Here is a 14,881-nt window from a genome sequence, read left to right as displayed (position 1 = left end):
CGAAAAATGGCTGGCGCGCAGACCCCGTTGTTCACCGCGTTGTTGATCGATGGCGAATTGGTCGCGGGCCAGGGCTTTGTCGAACCGATCCTCAATCCGGCCACCGGGGAAGTGCTGACCCACATCGCCGAAGCCAGCACCGAGCAAGTCGAAGCCGCGATCCTCGCCGCCCACCGCGCCTTTGCCAGTTGGTCACGGACCACGCCGCAGCAACGTTCCAACCTGTTGCTGGACATCGCTAACGCCATCGAAAAAAACGCCGACCTCCTCGCTCGTCTCGAATCCCTGAATTGTGGCAAGCCGCTGCACCTGGCCCGTCAGGATGATTTGAGCGCCACGGTCGATGTGTTTCGTTTCTTTGCTGGCGCGGTGCGTTGCCAGACCGGCCAGCTCAGCGGCGAATACCTGCCGGGCTACACCAGCATGGTGCGGCGCGATCCGATCGGGGTCGTGGCGTCCATCGCGCCGTGGAACTACCCGATCATGATGGCCGCGTGGAAAATCGCCCCGGCCCTCGCCGCCGGCAACACCTTGGTATTCAAACCGTCGGAGCACACGCCGCTGTCGATCCTCGCCCTGGCGCCAGCGTTGGCGGAAATCCTGCCGCGCGGGGTGATCAACATTGTTTGTGGCGGCGGTGAAGGCGTTGGCAGCCATTTGGTCAGCCACCCGAAAGTCCGCATGGTGTCGTTGACCGGCGATATCGTCACCGGGCAAAAAATCCTGCAAGCCGCGGCGAAAACCCTGAAGCGCACCCATCTTGAACTCGGCGGCAAAGCCCCGGTGATCGTCTGCAACGACGCGGACATTCAAGCGGTGGTCGAAGGCGTGCGCACTTACGGCTACTACAACGCCGGCCAGGACTGCACCGCCGCGTGCCGGATTTATGCACAGGCCGGGATTCATGACCGTCTGGTAGCGGAGTTGGGCGCAGCGGTCAGTAGCCTGCGTTTCGCCGGTAAACGCGATGCCGACAACGAAATCGGCCCGCTGATCAGCACCCGCCAGCGCGACCGCGTGGCCAGTTTCGTCGAACGCGCCCTCGGCCAGCCGCACATTGAACGCGTCACCGGTGCGGCGGTGCATTCCGGTGCCGGCTTCTATTACCAGCCGACCTTGCTCGCCGGTTGCAAACAGAGCGATGAGATCGTCCAGCGCGAAGTGTTCGGACCGGTGGTCACCGTCACCCGTTTCGATGAGCTCGAACAAGCCGTGGACTGGGCCAACGATTCGGAATACGGCCTCGCCTCTTCGGTCTGGACTCAGAACCTCGACAAAGCCATGCAGGTCGCGGCGCGCTTGCAGTACGGCTGCACCTGGATCAACAGCCATTTCATGCTGGTCAGCGAAATGCCCCATGGCGGCCTGAAACGTTCGGGCTACGGCAAAGACTTATCCAGCGACTCGCTTCAGGACTACAGCGTGGTGCGGCACATCATGGCCCGCCACGGCCAGCATCTCTGACTACGCTAATAACAAGCCGCTCACGGCATGCTTCACCACGTTCACAACTGCCCCGACCATAATTAAAGAAGAGGGAATCCCCATGTTCGTGCACAAGACCGCACTGCTCAGTGCAATCACCACTGCATTGCTCGCCAGTGCCAGTATCCAGGCCGCCGAACCGCTGACAGCCGTCGGCGCCGGCGAAGGCCAGCTGGATATCGTGGCCTGGCCCGGCTACATCGAACGTGGCGAGAGCGACAAGGCCTACGACTGGGTCACCGGTTTCGAGAAGGAAACCGGCTGCAAGGTCAATGTGAAAACCGCCGCCACCTCCGATGAGATGGTCAGCCTGATGGCCAAGGGCGGGTACGACCTGGTCACCGCGTCGGGCGATGCCTCGTTGCGCTTGATCGTCGGCAAACGGGTGCAGCCGATCAACACCGCGTTGATCCCGAACTGGAAAGGTCTCGACCCGCGCCTCAAGGATGCGCCGTGGTACGTGGTCAACAAGCAGACTTACGGCACCCCGTATCAGTGGGGCCCGAACGTGCTGATGTACAACACCAACGTGTTCAAGACCGCGCCGACCAGTTGGGGCGTGGTGTTCGACGCGCAAAACCTCCCGGACGGCAAGGCCAACAAGGGTCGCGTGCAGGCGTATGACGGCCCGATCTACATCGCCGACGCGGCGCTGTACTTGAAAACCACCAAGCCTGAGCTGGGCATCAAAGACCCGTATCAACTGACCGAAGCGCAATACAAAGCCGTGCTCGATCTGTTGCGCGCCCAGCAGCCGTTGATTCACCGCTACTGGCACGACACCACCGTGCAAATGAGTGATTTCAAAAACGAAGGCGTGGTCGCGTCTAGCGCCTGGCCGTATCAGGTCAACGGCCTGATCAACGAGAAACAGCCAATCGCCTCGACCATCCCGAAAGAAGGCGCCACTGGGTGGGCGGATACGACCATGTTGCACGCCGAGGCCAAGCATCCGAACTGTGCCTACAAGTGGATGGATTGGTCGTTGCAACCGAAAGTCCAGGGTGACGTAGCGGCGTGGTTCGGCTCGTTGCCAGCGGTGCCGGCGGCGTGCACCGGCAGCGAATTGCTTGGCGCCGAGGGGTGCAAAACCAACGGATTCGACCAGTTCGAGAAAATCGCCTTCTGGAAAACCCCGCAGGCTGAAGGCGGAAAATTCGTGCCGTACAGCCGCTGGACCCAGGACTACATCGCGATTATGGGCGGCAGATAACCCCCTGTGTAGCAACTGCCGAGGCACGAGGCTGCGTTGGGCTGCGTAGCGGCCCCCCGAGGGCGGTCCTGCGGACACGCAACGCAGCCTCGTTCCTCGGCAGCTGCTACGGATCTCTCCCACAAGTTCACCGCGATAACTGTGGGAGCGAGCCTGCTCGCGAAGCTTTTTAAGATTCAGATTTTCGGAGTTCCGCACCATGACGCTTGCAGTCCAGTTCACCAACGTTTCCCGGCAGTTTGGCGAAGTGAAGGCCGTTGACCGGGTTTCCATCGATATCCAGGACGGCGAGTTCTTTTCCATGCTTGGGCCTTCCGGCTCGGGCAAAACCACGTGCCTGCGCCTGATCGCCGGGTTTGAGCAACCGAGCGCCGGCTCGATCCGTATTCACGGCGAAGAAGCCGCCGGGCTGCCGCCGTATCAGCGTGACGTCAACACCGTGTTCCAGGATTACGCGCTGTTCCCGCACATGAACGTTCGCGACAACGTCGCCTACGGTTTGAAAGTCAAAGGCGTCGGCAAGGCTGAACGCCACAAGCGTGCCGAAGAAGCCCTCGACATGGTCGCCCTCGGCGGCTACGGCGAGCGCAAACCGGTGCAACTGTCCGGCGGCCAGCGCCAGCGTGTGGCCCTGGCCCGCGCCTTGGTCAATCGGCCGCGCGTGTTGCTGCTCGACGAACCTCTCGGCGCGCTCGACCTGAAGCTGCGCGAACAGATGCAAAGCGAGTTGAAAAAGCTGCAACGCCAACTCGGCATCACCTTCATTTTCGTCACCCACGACCAGACCGAAGCACTGTCGATGTCCGACCGCGTGGCCGTATTCAACAAGGGGCGCATCGAACAGGTCGACACCCCGCGCAACCTCTATATGAAACCGGCGACTACGTTCGTGGCGGAATTCGTCGGTACTTCTAACGTGATTCGCGGCGATCTGGCCAAGCAGTTGAGCGGCAATCCGCAGCCGTTTTCGATTCGTCCGGAACATGTGCGTTTTGCCGAAGGTCCGCTGGCCAGTCATGAGATCGAAGTCAGCGGCTTGCTCCATGACATCCAGTACCAGGGCAGCGCCACTCGCTATGAAGTGAAACTGGAAAATGGCCAGACGCTGAACATCAGCCAGGCCAACGTCCAGTGGCTGGACACCAGCGCCCAACACCAGACCGGGCAACGCATCAGCGCACGCTGGGCTCGCGAAGCGATGATTCCGTTGCACGACACCGTTGCCGGCGGGGTGTGAAATGAACACCTTGGCAATCTCTCAAACCCCGGCCAACGGCTCGCCGTTGCGGCGGTTTTCCAACCTGCTGTATCGCCGGCCTAACTTTTATCTGGCGCTGCTGCTGGTGCCGCCGCTGCTGTGGTTCGGCGCTATCTATCTCGGCTCGTTGCTGGTGTTGTTGTGGCAGGGTTTCTACACCTTCGACGACTTCACCATGGCGGTCACCCCTGACCTGACCCTGGCGAACTTTGCCGCACTGTTCCAGCCGTCGAACTTCGACATCATCCTGCGCACGCTGAGCATGGCGATTGTGGTGTCGATTGCCAGCGCCATCGTCGCGTTCCCGATCGCCTACTACATGGCGCGTTACACCACTGGCAAGACCAAGGCGTTTTTCTACATCGCGGTGATGTTGCCGATGTGGGCCAGTTACATCGTCAAGGCGTATGCCTGGACCTTGCTGCTGGCCAAGGGCGGCGTGGCGCAATGGTTCGTTCAACACCTGGGGCTGGAACCGATTCTGCAATTCATCCTCGGTATTCCCGGCGTCGGCGGCAGCACTTTGTCGACCTCGCACCTGGGGCGCTTCATGGTGTTCGTCTACATCTGGCTGCCGTTCATGATCCTGCCGATCCAGGCCTCGCTGGAACGCCTGCCGCCCTCTCTGCTGCAAGCCTCGGCCGACCTTGGGGCGAAGCCGCGCCAGACCTTTATGCAGGTGATTTTGCCGCTGTCGATTCCGGGCATTGCCGCCGGTTCGATCTTCACTTTCTCGCTGACCCTGGGCGACTTCATCGTGCCGCAACTGGTGGGGCCGCCGGGCTACTTCGTCGGCAGCATGGTGTATGCGCAGCAGGGTGCGATTGGCAATATGCCGATGGCCGCCGCGTTCACGCTGGTGCCTATTGTGTTGATCGCCGTTTACCTGACCATCGTTAAACGACTGGGGGCTTTCGATGCACTCTGAGAAAGCATCTATTGGCTTGCGCATCGCAGCCTGGGGCGGGTTGGTGTTTTTGCACTTCCCGATCCTGATCATCTTCCTCTACGCCTTCAACACCGAAGATGCGGCGTTCAGCTTCCCGCCGAAGGGCTTCACCCTGAAGTGGTTCAGCGTCGCGTTTTCGCGCCCCGACGTGCTGGAAGCGATCAAGCTCTCGGCCGAAATCGCCGCCATCGCGACGCTGATTGCGATGGTCCTCGGCACCCTCGCGTCGGCGGCGTTGTACCGCCGGGAGTTCTTCGGCAAGCAAGGCATCTCGCTGATGCTGATCCTGCCGATTGCGCTGCCGGGGATCATCACCGGGATCGCGCTGCTGGCGACCTTCAAGACCCTGGGAATCGAGCCGGGGATGTTCACCATCATCGTCGGTCACGCGACCTTCTGCGTGGTGATCGTCTACAACAACGTCATCGCCCGGTTGCGCCGTACTTCACACAGCCTGATCGAAGCCTCGATGGATCTTGGCGCCGATGGCTGGCAGACCTTCCGCTACATCGTCCTGCCGAACCTCGGCTCGGCGTTGCTGGCCGGCGGCATGCTCGCGTTTGCGTTGTCGTTCGACGAAATCATCGTCACCACCTTCACCGCCGGCCACGAACGCACCCTGCCGCTGTGGCTGCTCAACCAGCTCAGCCGCCCACGGGACGTGCCGGTGACCAACGTCGTCGCGATGCTGGTGATGATGGTCACCATGCTGCCGATCCTGGGTGCGTATTACCTGACCCGGGGTGGCGAGAGCGTCGCCGGGAGTGGCGGAAAATAACTGACAACCCATTTCTCAATGTGGAAACCAAACCCTGTAGGAGCGAGGCTTGCCCGCGAAGCTTTTGACACTCGTGAGGACGCCTTCGCGGGCAAGCCTCGCTCCTACAAGGGATTGGGTTCCGGCAGAAAAATAATAGTTTCGATGAGGACAAAACCATGCAAACCAAACTCTTGATCAACGGCCAACTGATCGATGGCGAAGGCCCCGCCCAACCGGTGTTCAACCCGGCGCTCGGCCGCGTACTGGTAGAAATCAACGAAGCCAGCGAAGCCCAGGTCGATGCGGCCGTACGCGCCGCCGACAACGCCTTCGAAGCCTGGTCGCAAACCCCGCCGAAAGAACGTTCGCTGCTGCTGCTCAAACTCGCCGATGCAATCGAAGCCCACGGCGAAGAGCTGGCCAAACTGGAATCGGACAACTGCGGCAAACCCTACAGCGCCGCGCTGAACGACGAGATCCCGGCGATTGCCGACGTGTTCCGTTTCTTCGCCGGCGCCAGCCGTTGCATGAGCGGTTCGGCGGGCGGTGAATACCTGGCCGGCCACACCTCGATGATCCGCCGCGACCCGGTGGGCGTGATCGCCTCCATCGCGCCGTGGAACTACCCGCTGATGATGGTCGCCTGGAAAATCGCCCCGGCGCTGGCCGCCGGTAATACCGTGGTGCTCAAGCCGTCGGAACAAACCCCGCTGACCGCGTTGCGTCTGGTGGAACTGGCGTCGGATATTTTCCCGGCGGGCATACTCAACCTGGTGTTTGGTCGCGGTCCTACGGTTGGCAGTCCGCTGGTTACGCACCCGAAAGTGCGCATGGTGTCGCTGACCGGTTCCATCGCTACCGGCGCAAACATCATTTCCAGCACCGCCGACAGCGTCAAACGCATGCACATGGAACTGGGCGGCAAAGCCCCGGTGATCATCTTCGACGACGCTGACATCGACGCTGCCGTCGAAGGCATTCGTACTTTTGGTTTCTACAACGCCGGGCAGGATTGCACCGCTGCCTGCCGCATCTACGCGCAGGCCGGCATCTACGAAAAATTCGTCGAGAAACTCGGCGCGGCGGTCAGCAGCATCAAGTACGGCTTGCAAGATGATCCGGCGACCGAGTTGGGGCCGTTGATCACTGCACAACATCGCGACCGCGTGGCCGGGTTCGTTGAGCGCGCCGTAGCGCAGTCGCACATCCGATTGGTCACCGGCGGCAAGGCTGTGGAAGGCAATGGATTCTTCTTTGAACCGACGGTGTTGGCTGACGCACAACAGGACGACGAAATCGTGCGTCGCGAAGTGTTTGGGCCGGTGGTGTCAGTGACCAAGTTCAACGATGAAGCGCAGGTGCTGGGCTGGGCCAACGATTCGGACTACGGCCTCGCTTCATCGGTCTGGACCTCGGACGTTGGTCGCGCCCATCGCCTGGCCGCACGTTTGCAGTACGGCTGCACCTGGGTGAACACGCACTTCATGCTGGTCAGCGAAATGCCTCACGGCGGTCAGAAATTGTCCGGTTACGGGAAGGACATGTCCATGTATGGGCTGGAGGACTACACCGTCGTGCGGCATGTGATGTTCAAGCATTAAAAACTTCGCGGGCAAGCCTCGCTCCTACATTTGGAATGCATTCCCTGTAGGAGCGAGGCTTGCCCGCGAAGGCCTCACCGCAACCTCAAGGAAGAAACCGGCACCCGCAGCACCAGGCTCAACCCCAGACAAACCAAAACAATAACCACCGACCCGGGCGGCGCCTAACAGCCCCGCCACGGTTTCGGACATCCGAAATCTGCCGATTTTCCGGAGCTGACAGACCATGAGTACATCACCCGAACTTTCCCCCGCCGTTGCCGACAGCGACGCCGAACAACTGCGCAAACTGGGCTACACCTCGAACTTCAACCGCAGCATGAGCCTGTGGGAAAACTTCGCCCTGGGCTTCACTTATCTCTCGCCAGTCGTAGGGGTTTATACCCTGTTCGGCCTGTGCCTCGCCGCTGGCGGGCCACCGATGTTCTGGGCCTATTTGCTGGTCGGTTGCGGCCAGTTGCTGGTGTGCCTGATCTTCGGCGAAGTGGTTTCGCAGTTCCCGATCTCCGGCGGCGTCTACCCGTGGGCGCGCCGCCTGGTGGGCAAAAAATGGGCGTGGATGGTTGGCTGGATCTACTCCATCGCCCTGTGCGTGACCATCGCTGCCGTTGCGGTCGGTGCCGGCCCGTACCTCGCCGCGATGATGGGTTTTGAACCGAGCAACAACACCAACATCGTGATCGCGCTGTTCCTGACGTTGTTCGCCACGCTGGTCAACCTCAGCGGCACTAAAGTGCTGGCGCGGATCGCCATGTTCGGCTTCCTTTGCGAACTGATCGGCGCAGTGATCGTCGGCGTCTACTTGCTGATCTTCGAACGTCACCAACCGATCAGCGTGTTGTTCAACACCTTCGATATCAGCATCGACGGCTCGTACCTGCCAGCCTTCCTCACCGCCTCGTTGGCCGGGATGTTCCTGTACTACGGCTTCGAAGCCTGCGGCGACGTCGCCGAAGAAACCCCGAACCCGAGCAAGCAAATCCCGATCGCCATGCGCATGACCATCTACATCGGCGGCATCTCGGCGATGTTCGCCTGCCTGGCACTGATCCTCGCCGTGCCCGACATGCAAGCCGTGATCAACGGCACCGACAAAGACCCGGTCACCACCATCCTCAACAACGCCTTCGGCCCGGTGGGTTCGAAAGTGGTGATGGGCGTGGTGATGATTTCCTTCATCTCCTGCGTCATCAGCCTACAAGCGGCGGCGAGTCGTCTGCTGTATTCCTACGCCCGGGACGAAATGGTCATCGGCAGCACACTGCTGAAGAAGATTTCCCCTACGACTCAAGTGCCGGTTGCGGCGCTGTTTGTGTCGGGTGTCCTGCCTGCACTGATCATCGCGCTTGGATTCTTCCTGCAAGATGCCGTGGCGACCATCGTCAGCTTCGCGGCCATCGGGATTTACCTGGCATTCCAGATGATCGTCCTCGCGGCGTTGTATGCACGGATGAAAGGCTGGAAACCGAGCGGCAAATTCACCCTGGGTGCATGGGGTTTGCCGGTGAACATCGGTGCGCTGGTTTATGGCGTCGGCGCAATCATCAACATGGCCTGCCCGCGTACGCCGGATGCGGCTTGGTACATCAACTATGCGATGGTGCTGAGCACGGCGATTGTGATTGGCTTGGGGTTGATCTACATGTTGATTGCCAAGCCGTACGACCACGGGACTGCGCCTGCGGGGGATGCTTGGAAGGTTAGTCGGTAAATGATGTTGCCCAGCCCGTAGTGATGCGGGCTGGGTTCATGCTCGTTTTTTCCTACAGACTGAGCCTTCCAGTAAAAGCACCAATTCCTACAACACATGGCGCCAGAGTAGACTTGGCGCCGCGAGCGCCTGGACGATAGGCTTTACCTCGTCGCTGCCAAATCAGCGACCCGGGGTCGAAGCCGGAAAAAGTCAAAACGGTGCTTGCGCGCCCTCCATAGAACTACGGCTGTTTCACGCCTTCAGTTCTGCTTTATGGCGGGCCGTGTGGCGCGGGCCTTTCGGCTTCCGTTTTGACTGGAAGTGTCCCGACTTCGAACGCCACTCGGTCCGCCACCCAACCTGTCGAAGGGTTGGTGGCGACTTTCCCAATCAAAGCGGAAGTTACCTCCATGCTTAATCAAGCTCAAAATTCGCCTCATTTCATACCAACCGTCTTCACCCGCCACAACCGCTTCCTCCACACCCTCATGCAAGACAACCAAGCCTGGTTCTGCGTCCACGATCTCGGTCGCCTGATGGGCCGCCCAATGGACGAACGCCTCACCCTGAAACTCGATCCCGATCAGCGTCGAAACGTCCGACTGCTGAAAAGCGGCAACACCGTCGAATCCCTGATGGTCAGCGAATCAGGTACGTACGCCCTTCTCGTCCACCATTTCATCCCGGAAAACCGAAACCTGCGCCAATGGCTGAGCAATGAAGTCATCCCGATGCTGCGTGAGTCGAACGCGGCATCTGTGGATAACATTCCAAGCCTGAGTTCGCTGCAATGGGCCGGCATCTCGGTGCCGCTGTTGCACTGGCAGCATCAGGCCTGGATCAAGTGGCGGGACATGCCTGATTTGATGCAGGTACAACGCCCGTTCAAGATCATGGGTACTTGCAGTTGAAGATGGGGTAACGAAAAGAAAAGGGGCAGACCTTACGGCCCGCCCCTTCAGTTAGTCGAAGCATCCTCCTGTAGCAGCTGGCGAAGCCTGCGTTCGGCTGCGCAGCAGTCGTGAAATCAGCGTATTCGGTGCTTCGGGAAGACCTCGGGCTCAGGTTTTACGACTGCTGCGCAGCCGAACGCAGGCTTCGCCAGCTGCTACGGATCGCGTTATGGCTGCAACACACGTCACGGCCGAATCCTCCTCAAAACCGCGAAACACTCCTCATCGCATCCACCAGATACCTCATCGCAATCCAATCACTCTCGAACAACTCCCGATACCGCTCCACCAATTTCATCACCTCCGAATTGAGCCGACGCCTGCGCCTTCCGTGGGTTAATCACTATCAATGTCGTCTGACACACCCTCTTCGCGAGCAAGTCCGCTACCACAGGGATTCAGGTGTGTCAGACAAAACTAAAAAGGGGCAGACTTTGCAGTCCGCCCCCCGTTATTAACCATTCTTCAGAATCTCCACGAATCGCTTTTTCTGCCAGTCTATCCGTGACAACAAGAGGGGCTCACGCCGGCACTATCAATTCAACCGACGGAAAATAGTTGCGATAACGCTTGGCATCCCGAGTCAGTAGCGGCAGCTTTTTCACAGCAGCATGCGCACCGATGAAAAAATCCGCCAACACGTTACTTTTCCCGCCCCCTACTTTCCGGTAACGAATAAAAGCTTTTCCTGCCAAAAACAAAGCAGGGCGCGGGAGTTCCCGCATCTCCAAACCGAGTTGAGTAACAGCATCATCCAGCGCTTCAAACGTGGTGAAGGTATGGGACAGTTCGGCGTAGATAATCGGATTAATGGCCAACTCATGGATCTGGGATTGAGCACGTAGCTGTTGAATGGACCAATCGGCCCAAACGGGATCATCCTCCAGAACATCAATCAACACATTCGTGTCGACCAATATCATCAGTCCTCACCCCGCAGCAACGCCATCAAATCATCTGTCCGCCACTTGATATCCGCTTTACCACGCGCAGCCTCGAACCGATCTGGAATGGCTGTTTTTTCAGCTTTTGTCTTATGACCATGCAGCACGACCTCACCTTGCGCGTTGACGCTAAACTCGATGGCCGAACCCGGTATCAGATGCAGCGCGTCACGAATAGGCTTGGGAATGGTTACCTGCCCTTTACTGGTCATGGTTGTCGTCATGTCACTCTCCTGAAGTATTACTCTGTGGAGAAACGTAATACTTGGCGTGCAAACCTGCAACCGCCGCTCATCGTAGGTTCCTTCCCACCGCTCCGTAGGATACGACCGTGACACCATCGTCACGGCCACCTCAAAACCGCGAAACACTCCTCATCGCATCCACCAGATACCTCATCGCAATCCGATCACTCTCGGACAGCTCTCGATACCGCTCCACCAATTTCATCTCCTCCGAATTGAGTCGACGCCTGCGCCTTACATTCGACAGAAATGGAAATATCCCTAACAGCTCGGTGATGCCTTGTACTTTCGACATGGACGATGTCCTTCTAATACGTCAAAGAAAACTTCAGAAAACCGCATCGCCCTACTACTTTTTCAGCAGTCGCTTGGTGCGCGCTGAACCCACCGGCCTGAAGGGCCGAAACCGGTCATGCCCATAGGATAGGAATTAAATCGGCGCTGAAAAGTGGTTTTTAGAGTAATTAGTCGAAAAAGGCACAAATGGCTTATAAAACAGAAAGTACTGTGGGAAACGTTACCGGACACGTCTTGTTTCATTGCCGCAACATTGTTGTGCTATCAATCATTTTTTCTCCGGGACCGAACGGTTTAAGCTATTTGGCATCTGTTTAAAGTCCGTTGCGTTTGGCCGAAGGCATGTCCGAACCTCCATTTTTGATCCAGCAGTGCCAGGAACGGCGCGGGATTGTTCACGACAGGTTGTACTTATGCACCGCAGGAATTTGCTCAAAGCGTCCATGGCTATCGCTGCCTACACCGGTTTATCGGCCACCGGCCTGTTGGCCGCTCGGGCCTGGGCCGGGAATGGCGCGGCGGATGGCGACGCGCAGGCGTTCGACTTCGAAGCGCTGAAGATTCAGGCCAAGCAGCTCGCCGGCAATCATTATCAGGACACCAAGCAGGTGCTACCGCCGACATTGGCGACCATGGCGCCGCAACAATTCAACGCGATTCAGTACGACGGCAAGCACTCGTTGTGGAACGACTTGAACGGTCAACTGGACGTGCAGTTTTTCCACGTCGGCATGGGCTTCAAGCAGCCTGTGCGCATGTTCAGCGTCGATCCGAAGACGCGTCAGGCGCGGGAAGTGCATTTCCGTCCGTCGCTGTTCAACTATGAAAAAACCACGGTCGATACCAAGCAGCTTGGCGCTGACCTGGGCTTTTCCGGTTTCAAGTTGTTCAAGGCTCCGGAACTGGACAAGCACGACGTGCTGTCCTTCCTCGGCGCCAGCTATTTCCGCGCGGTGGATGCTTCTGGCCAATATGGCCTGTCGGCTCGCGGCCTGGCGATCGATACTTACGCCAAGAAGCGTGAGGAATTCCCGGACTTCACCAAGTTCTGGTTCGAGACGCCGGACAAGGACAGCACCCGTTTCGTTGTCTACGCCTTGCTCGATTCGCCGAGTGCCACTGGCGCCTACCGTTTCGACATCGACTGCCAGGCCAGTCAGGTGGTCATGGCCATCGACGCGCACATCAATGCGCGTACCGCCATCGAGCAACTGGGCATCTCGCCGATGACCAGCATGTTCAGTTGCGGCACCCACGAGCGGCGCATGTGCGACACCATTCACCCGCAAATCCATGACTCCGATCGCCTGGCCATGTGGCGCGGCAATGGCGAGTGGATCTGCCGGCCGCTGAACAACCCGGCGACCCTGCAGTTCAATGCCTTCGCCGACACCGACCCGAAAGGTTTCGGCCTGGTGCAGACCGATCACGAATTCGCCAGCTATCAAGACACCGTCGACTGGTACAGCAAGCGTCCGAGCCTGTGGGTAGAACCTACAACCGCGTGGGGCGAAGGCTCTATCGATCTGCTGGAAATTCCTACAACCGGCGAGACCCTGGATAACATCGTCGCGTTCTGGACGCCGAAGAAGCCAGTGGCGGCCGGTGATTCGCTGAACTACGGCTACAAGCTGTACTGGAGCGCATTGCCGCCGGTTAGCACGCCGCTGGCGCGGGTCAACGCGACCCGTTCGGGCATGGGTGGTTTTATCGAAGGTTGGGCGCCGGGCGAGCATTACCCGGAAGTCTGGGCCCGTCGCTTTGCGGTGGACTTCACCGGTGGCGGTCTGGACCGTTTGCCACCGGGTGCGGCGATCGAGCCGGTGGTTACGTGCTCGAATGGCGAGGTGAAAGACTTCAACGTGCTGGTGCTGGACGACATCAAGGGTTACCGGATTACGTTTGATTGGTTCCCGACCAATGACAGCGTGGCGCCGGTAGAGCTGCGGTTGTTTATTCGCACCAATGACCGGACGTTGAGTGAAACCTGGTTGTACCAGTATTTCCCGCCGGCGCCGGAGAAGCGTAAGTACACCTGAGGGTAAGGTTGTCTGGGCGGGCCTCTTCGCGGGCAAGCCTCGCTCCTACAGAGATTGCATTGCAACCTGTAGGAGCGAGGCTTGCCCGCGAAGAGGACGGGACAGGCAACAAACCTCCCGGCCCGGACACACAAAAGCCCCGATCAATCCGATCGGGGCTTTTTGTTTTTACGGCGCTATTCAGTCTCGCAAATCAGACTCATGAATCGGCTGATCGCGATGGGTCGCCCGCTGATACTGCGCCGGCCACACCGCTTTGCGTCCACCCAGGTCATCATCGGCATGCAGCGGCCAGTACGGATCGCGCAACAACTCCCGGGCCAGGAAGATGATGTCCGCCTGACAGGTCCGCAGAATGTGCTCAGCCTGCGCCGGCTCGGTAATCATGCCCACGGTGCCCGTGGCGATGCCTGACTCCTTACGCACGCGCTCAGCGAAGCGGGTCTGATAACCCGGTCCTGTAGGAATTTCCGCATTGGCCGCCGTGCCGCCCGACGAGACATCGATCAAATCCACGCCCAGGTCCTTGAGGCGTCGTGCCAGCTCCACGGTTTCATCCGGGTTCCAGCCGTCTTCCACCCAATCGGTGGCCGATACCCGCACAAACAGCGGCAACTCTTCAGGCCAGACCGCACGCACTGCTTCGGTGACTTGCAGCACCAACCGAATGCGATTCTCGAACGAGCCGCCATATTGGTCGCGCCGTTGATTGCTCAATGGCGACAGAAACTGGTGCAGCAGATAACCGTGAGCGGCGTGGATCTCGGCCACTTTGAAGCCGGCGGTCAGTGCGCGTTTGGCCGCATCGACGAAGGCCTGGATGACTTCAGCAATTTGTCCTTCATCGAGCTGTTTAGGTGGCGTGTGCTGCGGATCGAATGCAATTGGCGAAGGTCCGACCGGGGTCCAGCCACCGTCTTCAGGCTTGAGGCTGCCGTGTTTGCCGATCCACGGCCGATGGGTGCTGGCCTTGCGCCCGGCGTGGGCCAGTTGAATACCGGCGACGGCGCCTTGGGCCGCGATAAACCGAGTGATGCGTTGCAGCGGTTCGATCTGTTCGTCATTCCACAGGCCGAGGTCTTCGGCGGTGATGCGACCATCGGCGGTAACCGCTGTCGCTTCGGTAAAAATCAGACCGGCCCCGCCGACCGCGCGGCTGCCGAGGTGGACCAGGTGCCAGTCATTGGCCAGGCCATCGACGCTGGAGTACTGGCACATTGGCGATACGGCAATGCGGTTAAGCAGGGTCAATTGGCGAAGGGTATAGGGTTCAAGCAGCAGACTCATGGGGCACCTCTCGAATCAGTGGGCAGGCTCCAGGGTTCTGTTTGAAAAGTCGACGAGTGACAGTAAAAGGTGCAGCACCCGCCCCCGCGGGCAAAAAATTCGACAAGACGTCACAAGGCCAATCAAGCAGTGCTTAGAGCCTAGTCGACAACGGGGG

13 protein-coding genes are annotated in these 14,881 nt (G+C 59.3%); 9 read left to right on the top strand and 4 right to left on the bottom strand.

Features of this window, described 5'->3' with window-relative positions; translation table 11 throughout:
- The first annotated feature begins 6 nt into the window (after window positions 1–6).
- The 8 genes from ACIOYV_RS28825 to ACIOYV_RS28790 all read left to right on the top strand — a co-directional run bounded on the left by ACIOYV_RS28825 (window position 7) and on the right by ACIOYV_RS28790 (window position 9,870).
- Window positions 7–1,464 carry a gamma-aminobutyraldehyde dehydrogenase gene (locus ACIOYV_RS28825; protein ID WP_054616034.1) on the top strand — a complete coding sequence of 486 codons (1,458 nt, stop codon included), beginning with the start codon at window positions 7–9 and terminating at the stop codon, window positions 1,462–1,464.
- A gap of 82 nt (window positions 1,465–1,546) precedes the next feature.
- Complete coding sequence (gene ydcS, locus ACIOYV_RS28820) at window positions 1,547–2,698, top strand: putative ABC transporter substrate-binding protein YdcS (RefSeq protein ID WP_265043528.1); 1,152 nt, start codon at window positions 1,547–1,549, stop codon at window positions 2,696–2,698.
- Between the two features lie 199 nt (window positions 2,699–2,897).
- Window positions 2,898–3,935, top strand: a complete 1,038-nt coding sequence (locus ACIOYV_RS28815; protein ID WP_163908680.1) for an ABC transporter ATP-binding protein — start codon at window positions 2,898–2,900, stop codon at window positions 3,933–3,935.
- Between the two features lies 1 nt (window position 3,936).
- On the top strand, window positions 3,937–4,884 hold the full coding sequence (locus ACIOYV_RS28810) for an ABC transporter permease (protein WP_054047302.1): 948 nt from the start codon (window positions 3,937–3,939) through the stop codon (window positions 4,882–4,884).
- Complete coding sequence (locus tag ACIOYV_RS28805; protein WP_054047303.1) at window positions 4,874–5,683, top strand: ABC transporter permease; 810 nt, start codon at window positions 4,874–4,876, stop codon at window positions 5,681–5,683. The genes ACIOYV_RS28810 and ACIOYV_RS28805 overlap by 11 nt, the downstream gene beginning before the upstream one ends.
- Before the next feature lie 158 nt (window positions 5,684–5,841).
- Window positions 5,842–7,266: a gamma-aminobutyraldehyde dehydrogenase gene (locus ACIOYV_RS28800; RefSeq protein WP_401329247.1), complete on the top strand. Its 1,425-nt coding sequence runs from the start codon at window positions 5,842–5,844 to the stop codon at window positions 7,264–7,266.
- 226 nt (window positions 7,267–7,492) lie between these two features.
- Entirely contained in the window at window positions 7,493–8,977 is a 1,485-nt protein-coding gene (locus tag ACIOYV_RS28795) for an APC family permease (protein ID WP_401329244.1), read from the top strand.
- A gap of 392 nt (window positions 8,978–9,369) precedes the next feature.
- On the top strand, window positions 9,370–9,870 hold the full coding sequence (locus ACIOYV_RS28790; protein ID WP_401329241.1) for a Bro-N domain-containing protein: 501 nt from the start codon (window positions 9,370–9,372) through the stop codon (window positions 9,868–9,870).
- Between the two features lie 563 nt (window positions 9,871–10,433).
- Here the strand turns inward: ACIOYV_RS28790 and ACIOYV_RS28785 are convergent.
- The 3 genes from ACIOYV_RS28785 to ACIOYV_RS28775 all read right to left on the bottom strand — a co-directional run bounded on the left by ACIOYV_RS28785 (window position 10,434) and on the right by ACIOYV_RS28775 (window position 11,396).
- Window positions 10,434–10,835, bottom strand: coding sequence for a type II toxin-antitoxin system VapC family toxin (locus ACIOYV_RS28785; protein ID WP_163908670.1), 402 nt, complete (start codon window positions 10,833–10,835; stop codon window positions 10,434–10,436).
- Window positions 10,835–11,080, bottom strand: coding sequence for an AbrB/MazE/SpoVT family DNA-binding domain-containing protein (locus ACIOYV_RS28780; protein ID WP_163908668.1), 246 nt, complete (start codon window positions 11,078–11,080; stop codon window positions 10,835–10,837). The genes ACIOYV_RS28785 and ACIOYV_RS28780 overlap by 1 nt, the downstream gene beginning before the upstream one ends.
- Window positions 11,081–11,210: 130 nt before the next feature.
- A complete protein-coding gene (locus ACIOYV_RS28775; protein WP_054047310.1) occupies window positions 11,211–11,396 on the bottom strand; it encodes a hypothetical protein in 186 nt (61 codons plus the stop codon).
- Window positions 11,397–11,811: 415 nt separating this feature from the next.
- Between ACIOYV_RS28775 and ACIOYV_RS28770 the strand changes: the two genes are divergently transcribed.
- A complete protein-coding gene (locus ACIOYV_RS28770) occupies window positions 11,812–13,437 on the top strand; it encodes a glucan biosynthesis protein D (RefSeq protein WP_401329236.1) in 1,626 nt (541 codons plus the stop codon).
- A gap of 180 nt (window positions 13,438–13,617) precedes the next feature.
- Here the strand turns inward: ACIOYV_RS28770 and ACIOYV_RS28765 are convergent, their stop codons facing one another.
- Window positions 13,618–14,724 carry an NADH:flavin oxidoreductase/NADH oxidase gene (locus ACIOYV_RS28765; RefSeq protein WP_163908664.1) on the bottom strand — a complete coding sequence of 369 codons (1,107 nt, stop codon included), beginning with the start codon at window positions 14,722–14,724 and terminating at the stop codon, window positions 13,618–13,620.
- Between the last annotated feature and the right edge of the window lie 157 nt (window positions 14,725–14,881).

The sequence above is a fragment of the Pseudomonas sp. NPDC087342 genome (assembly GCF_044744265.1).
GTDB lineage: Bacteria > Pseudomonadota > Gammaproteobacteria > Pseudomonadales > Pseudomonadaceae > Aquipseudomonas > Aquipseudomonas nunensis.
This window is presented reverse-complemented; position numbering and strand designations above follow the sequence as displayed.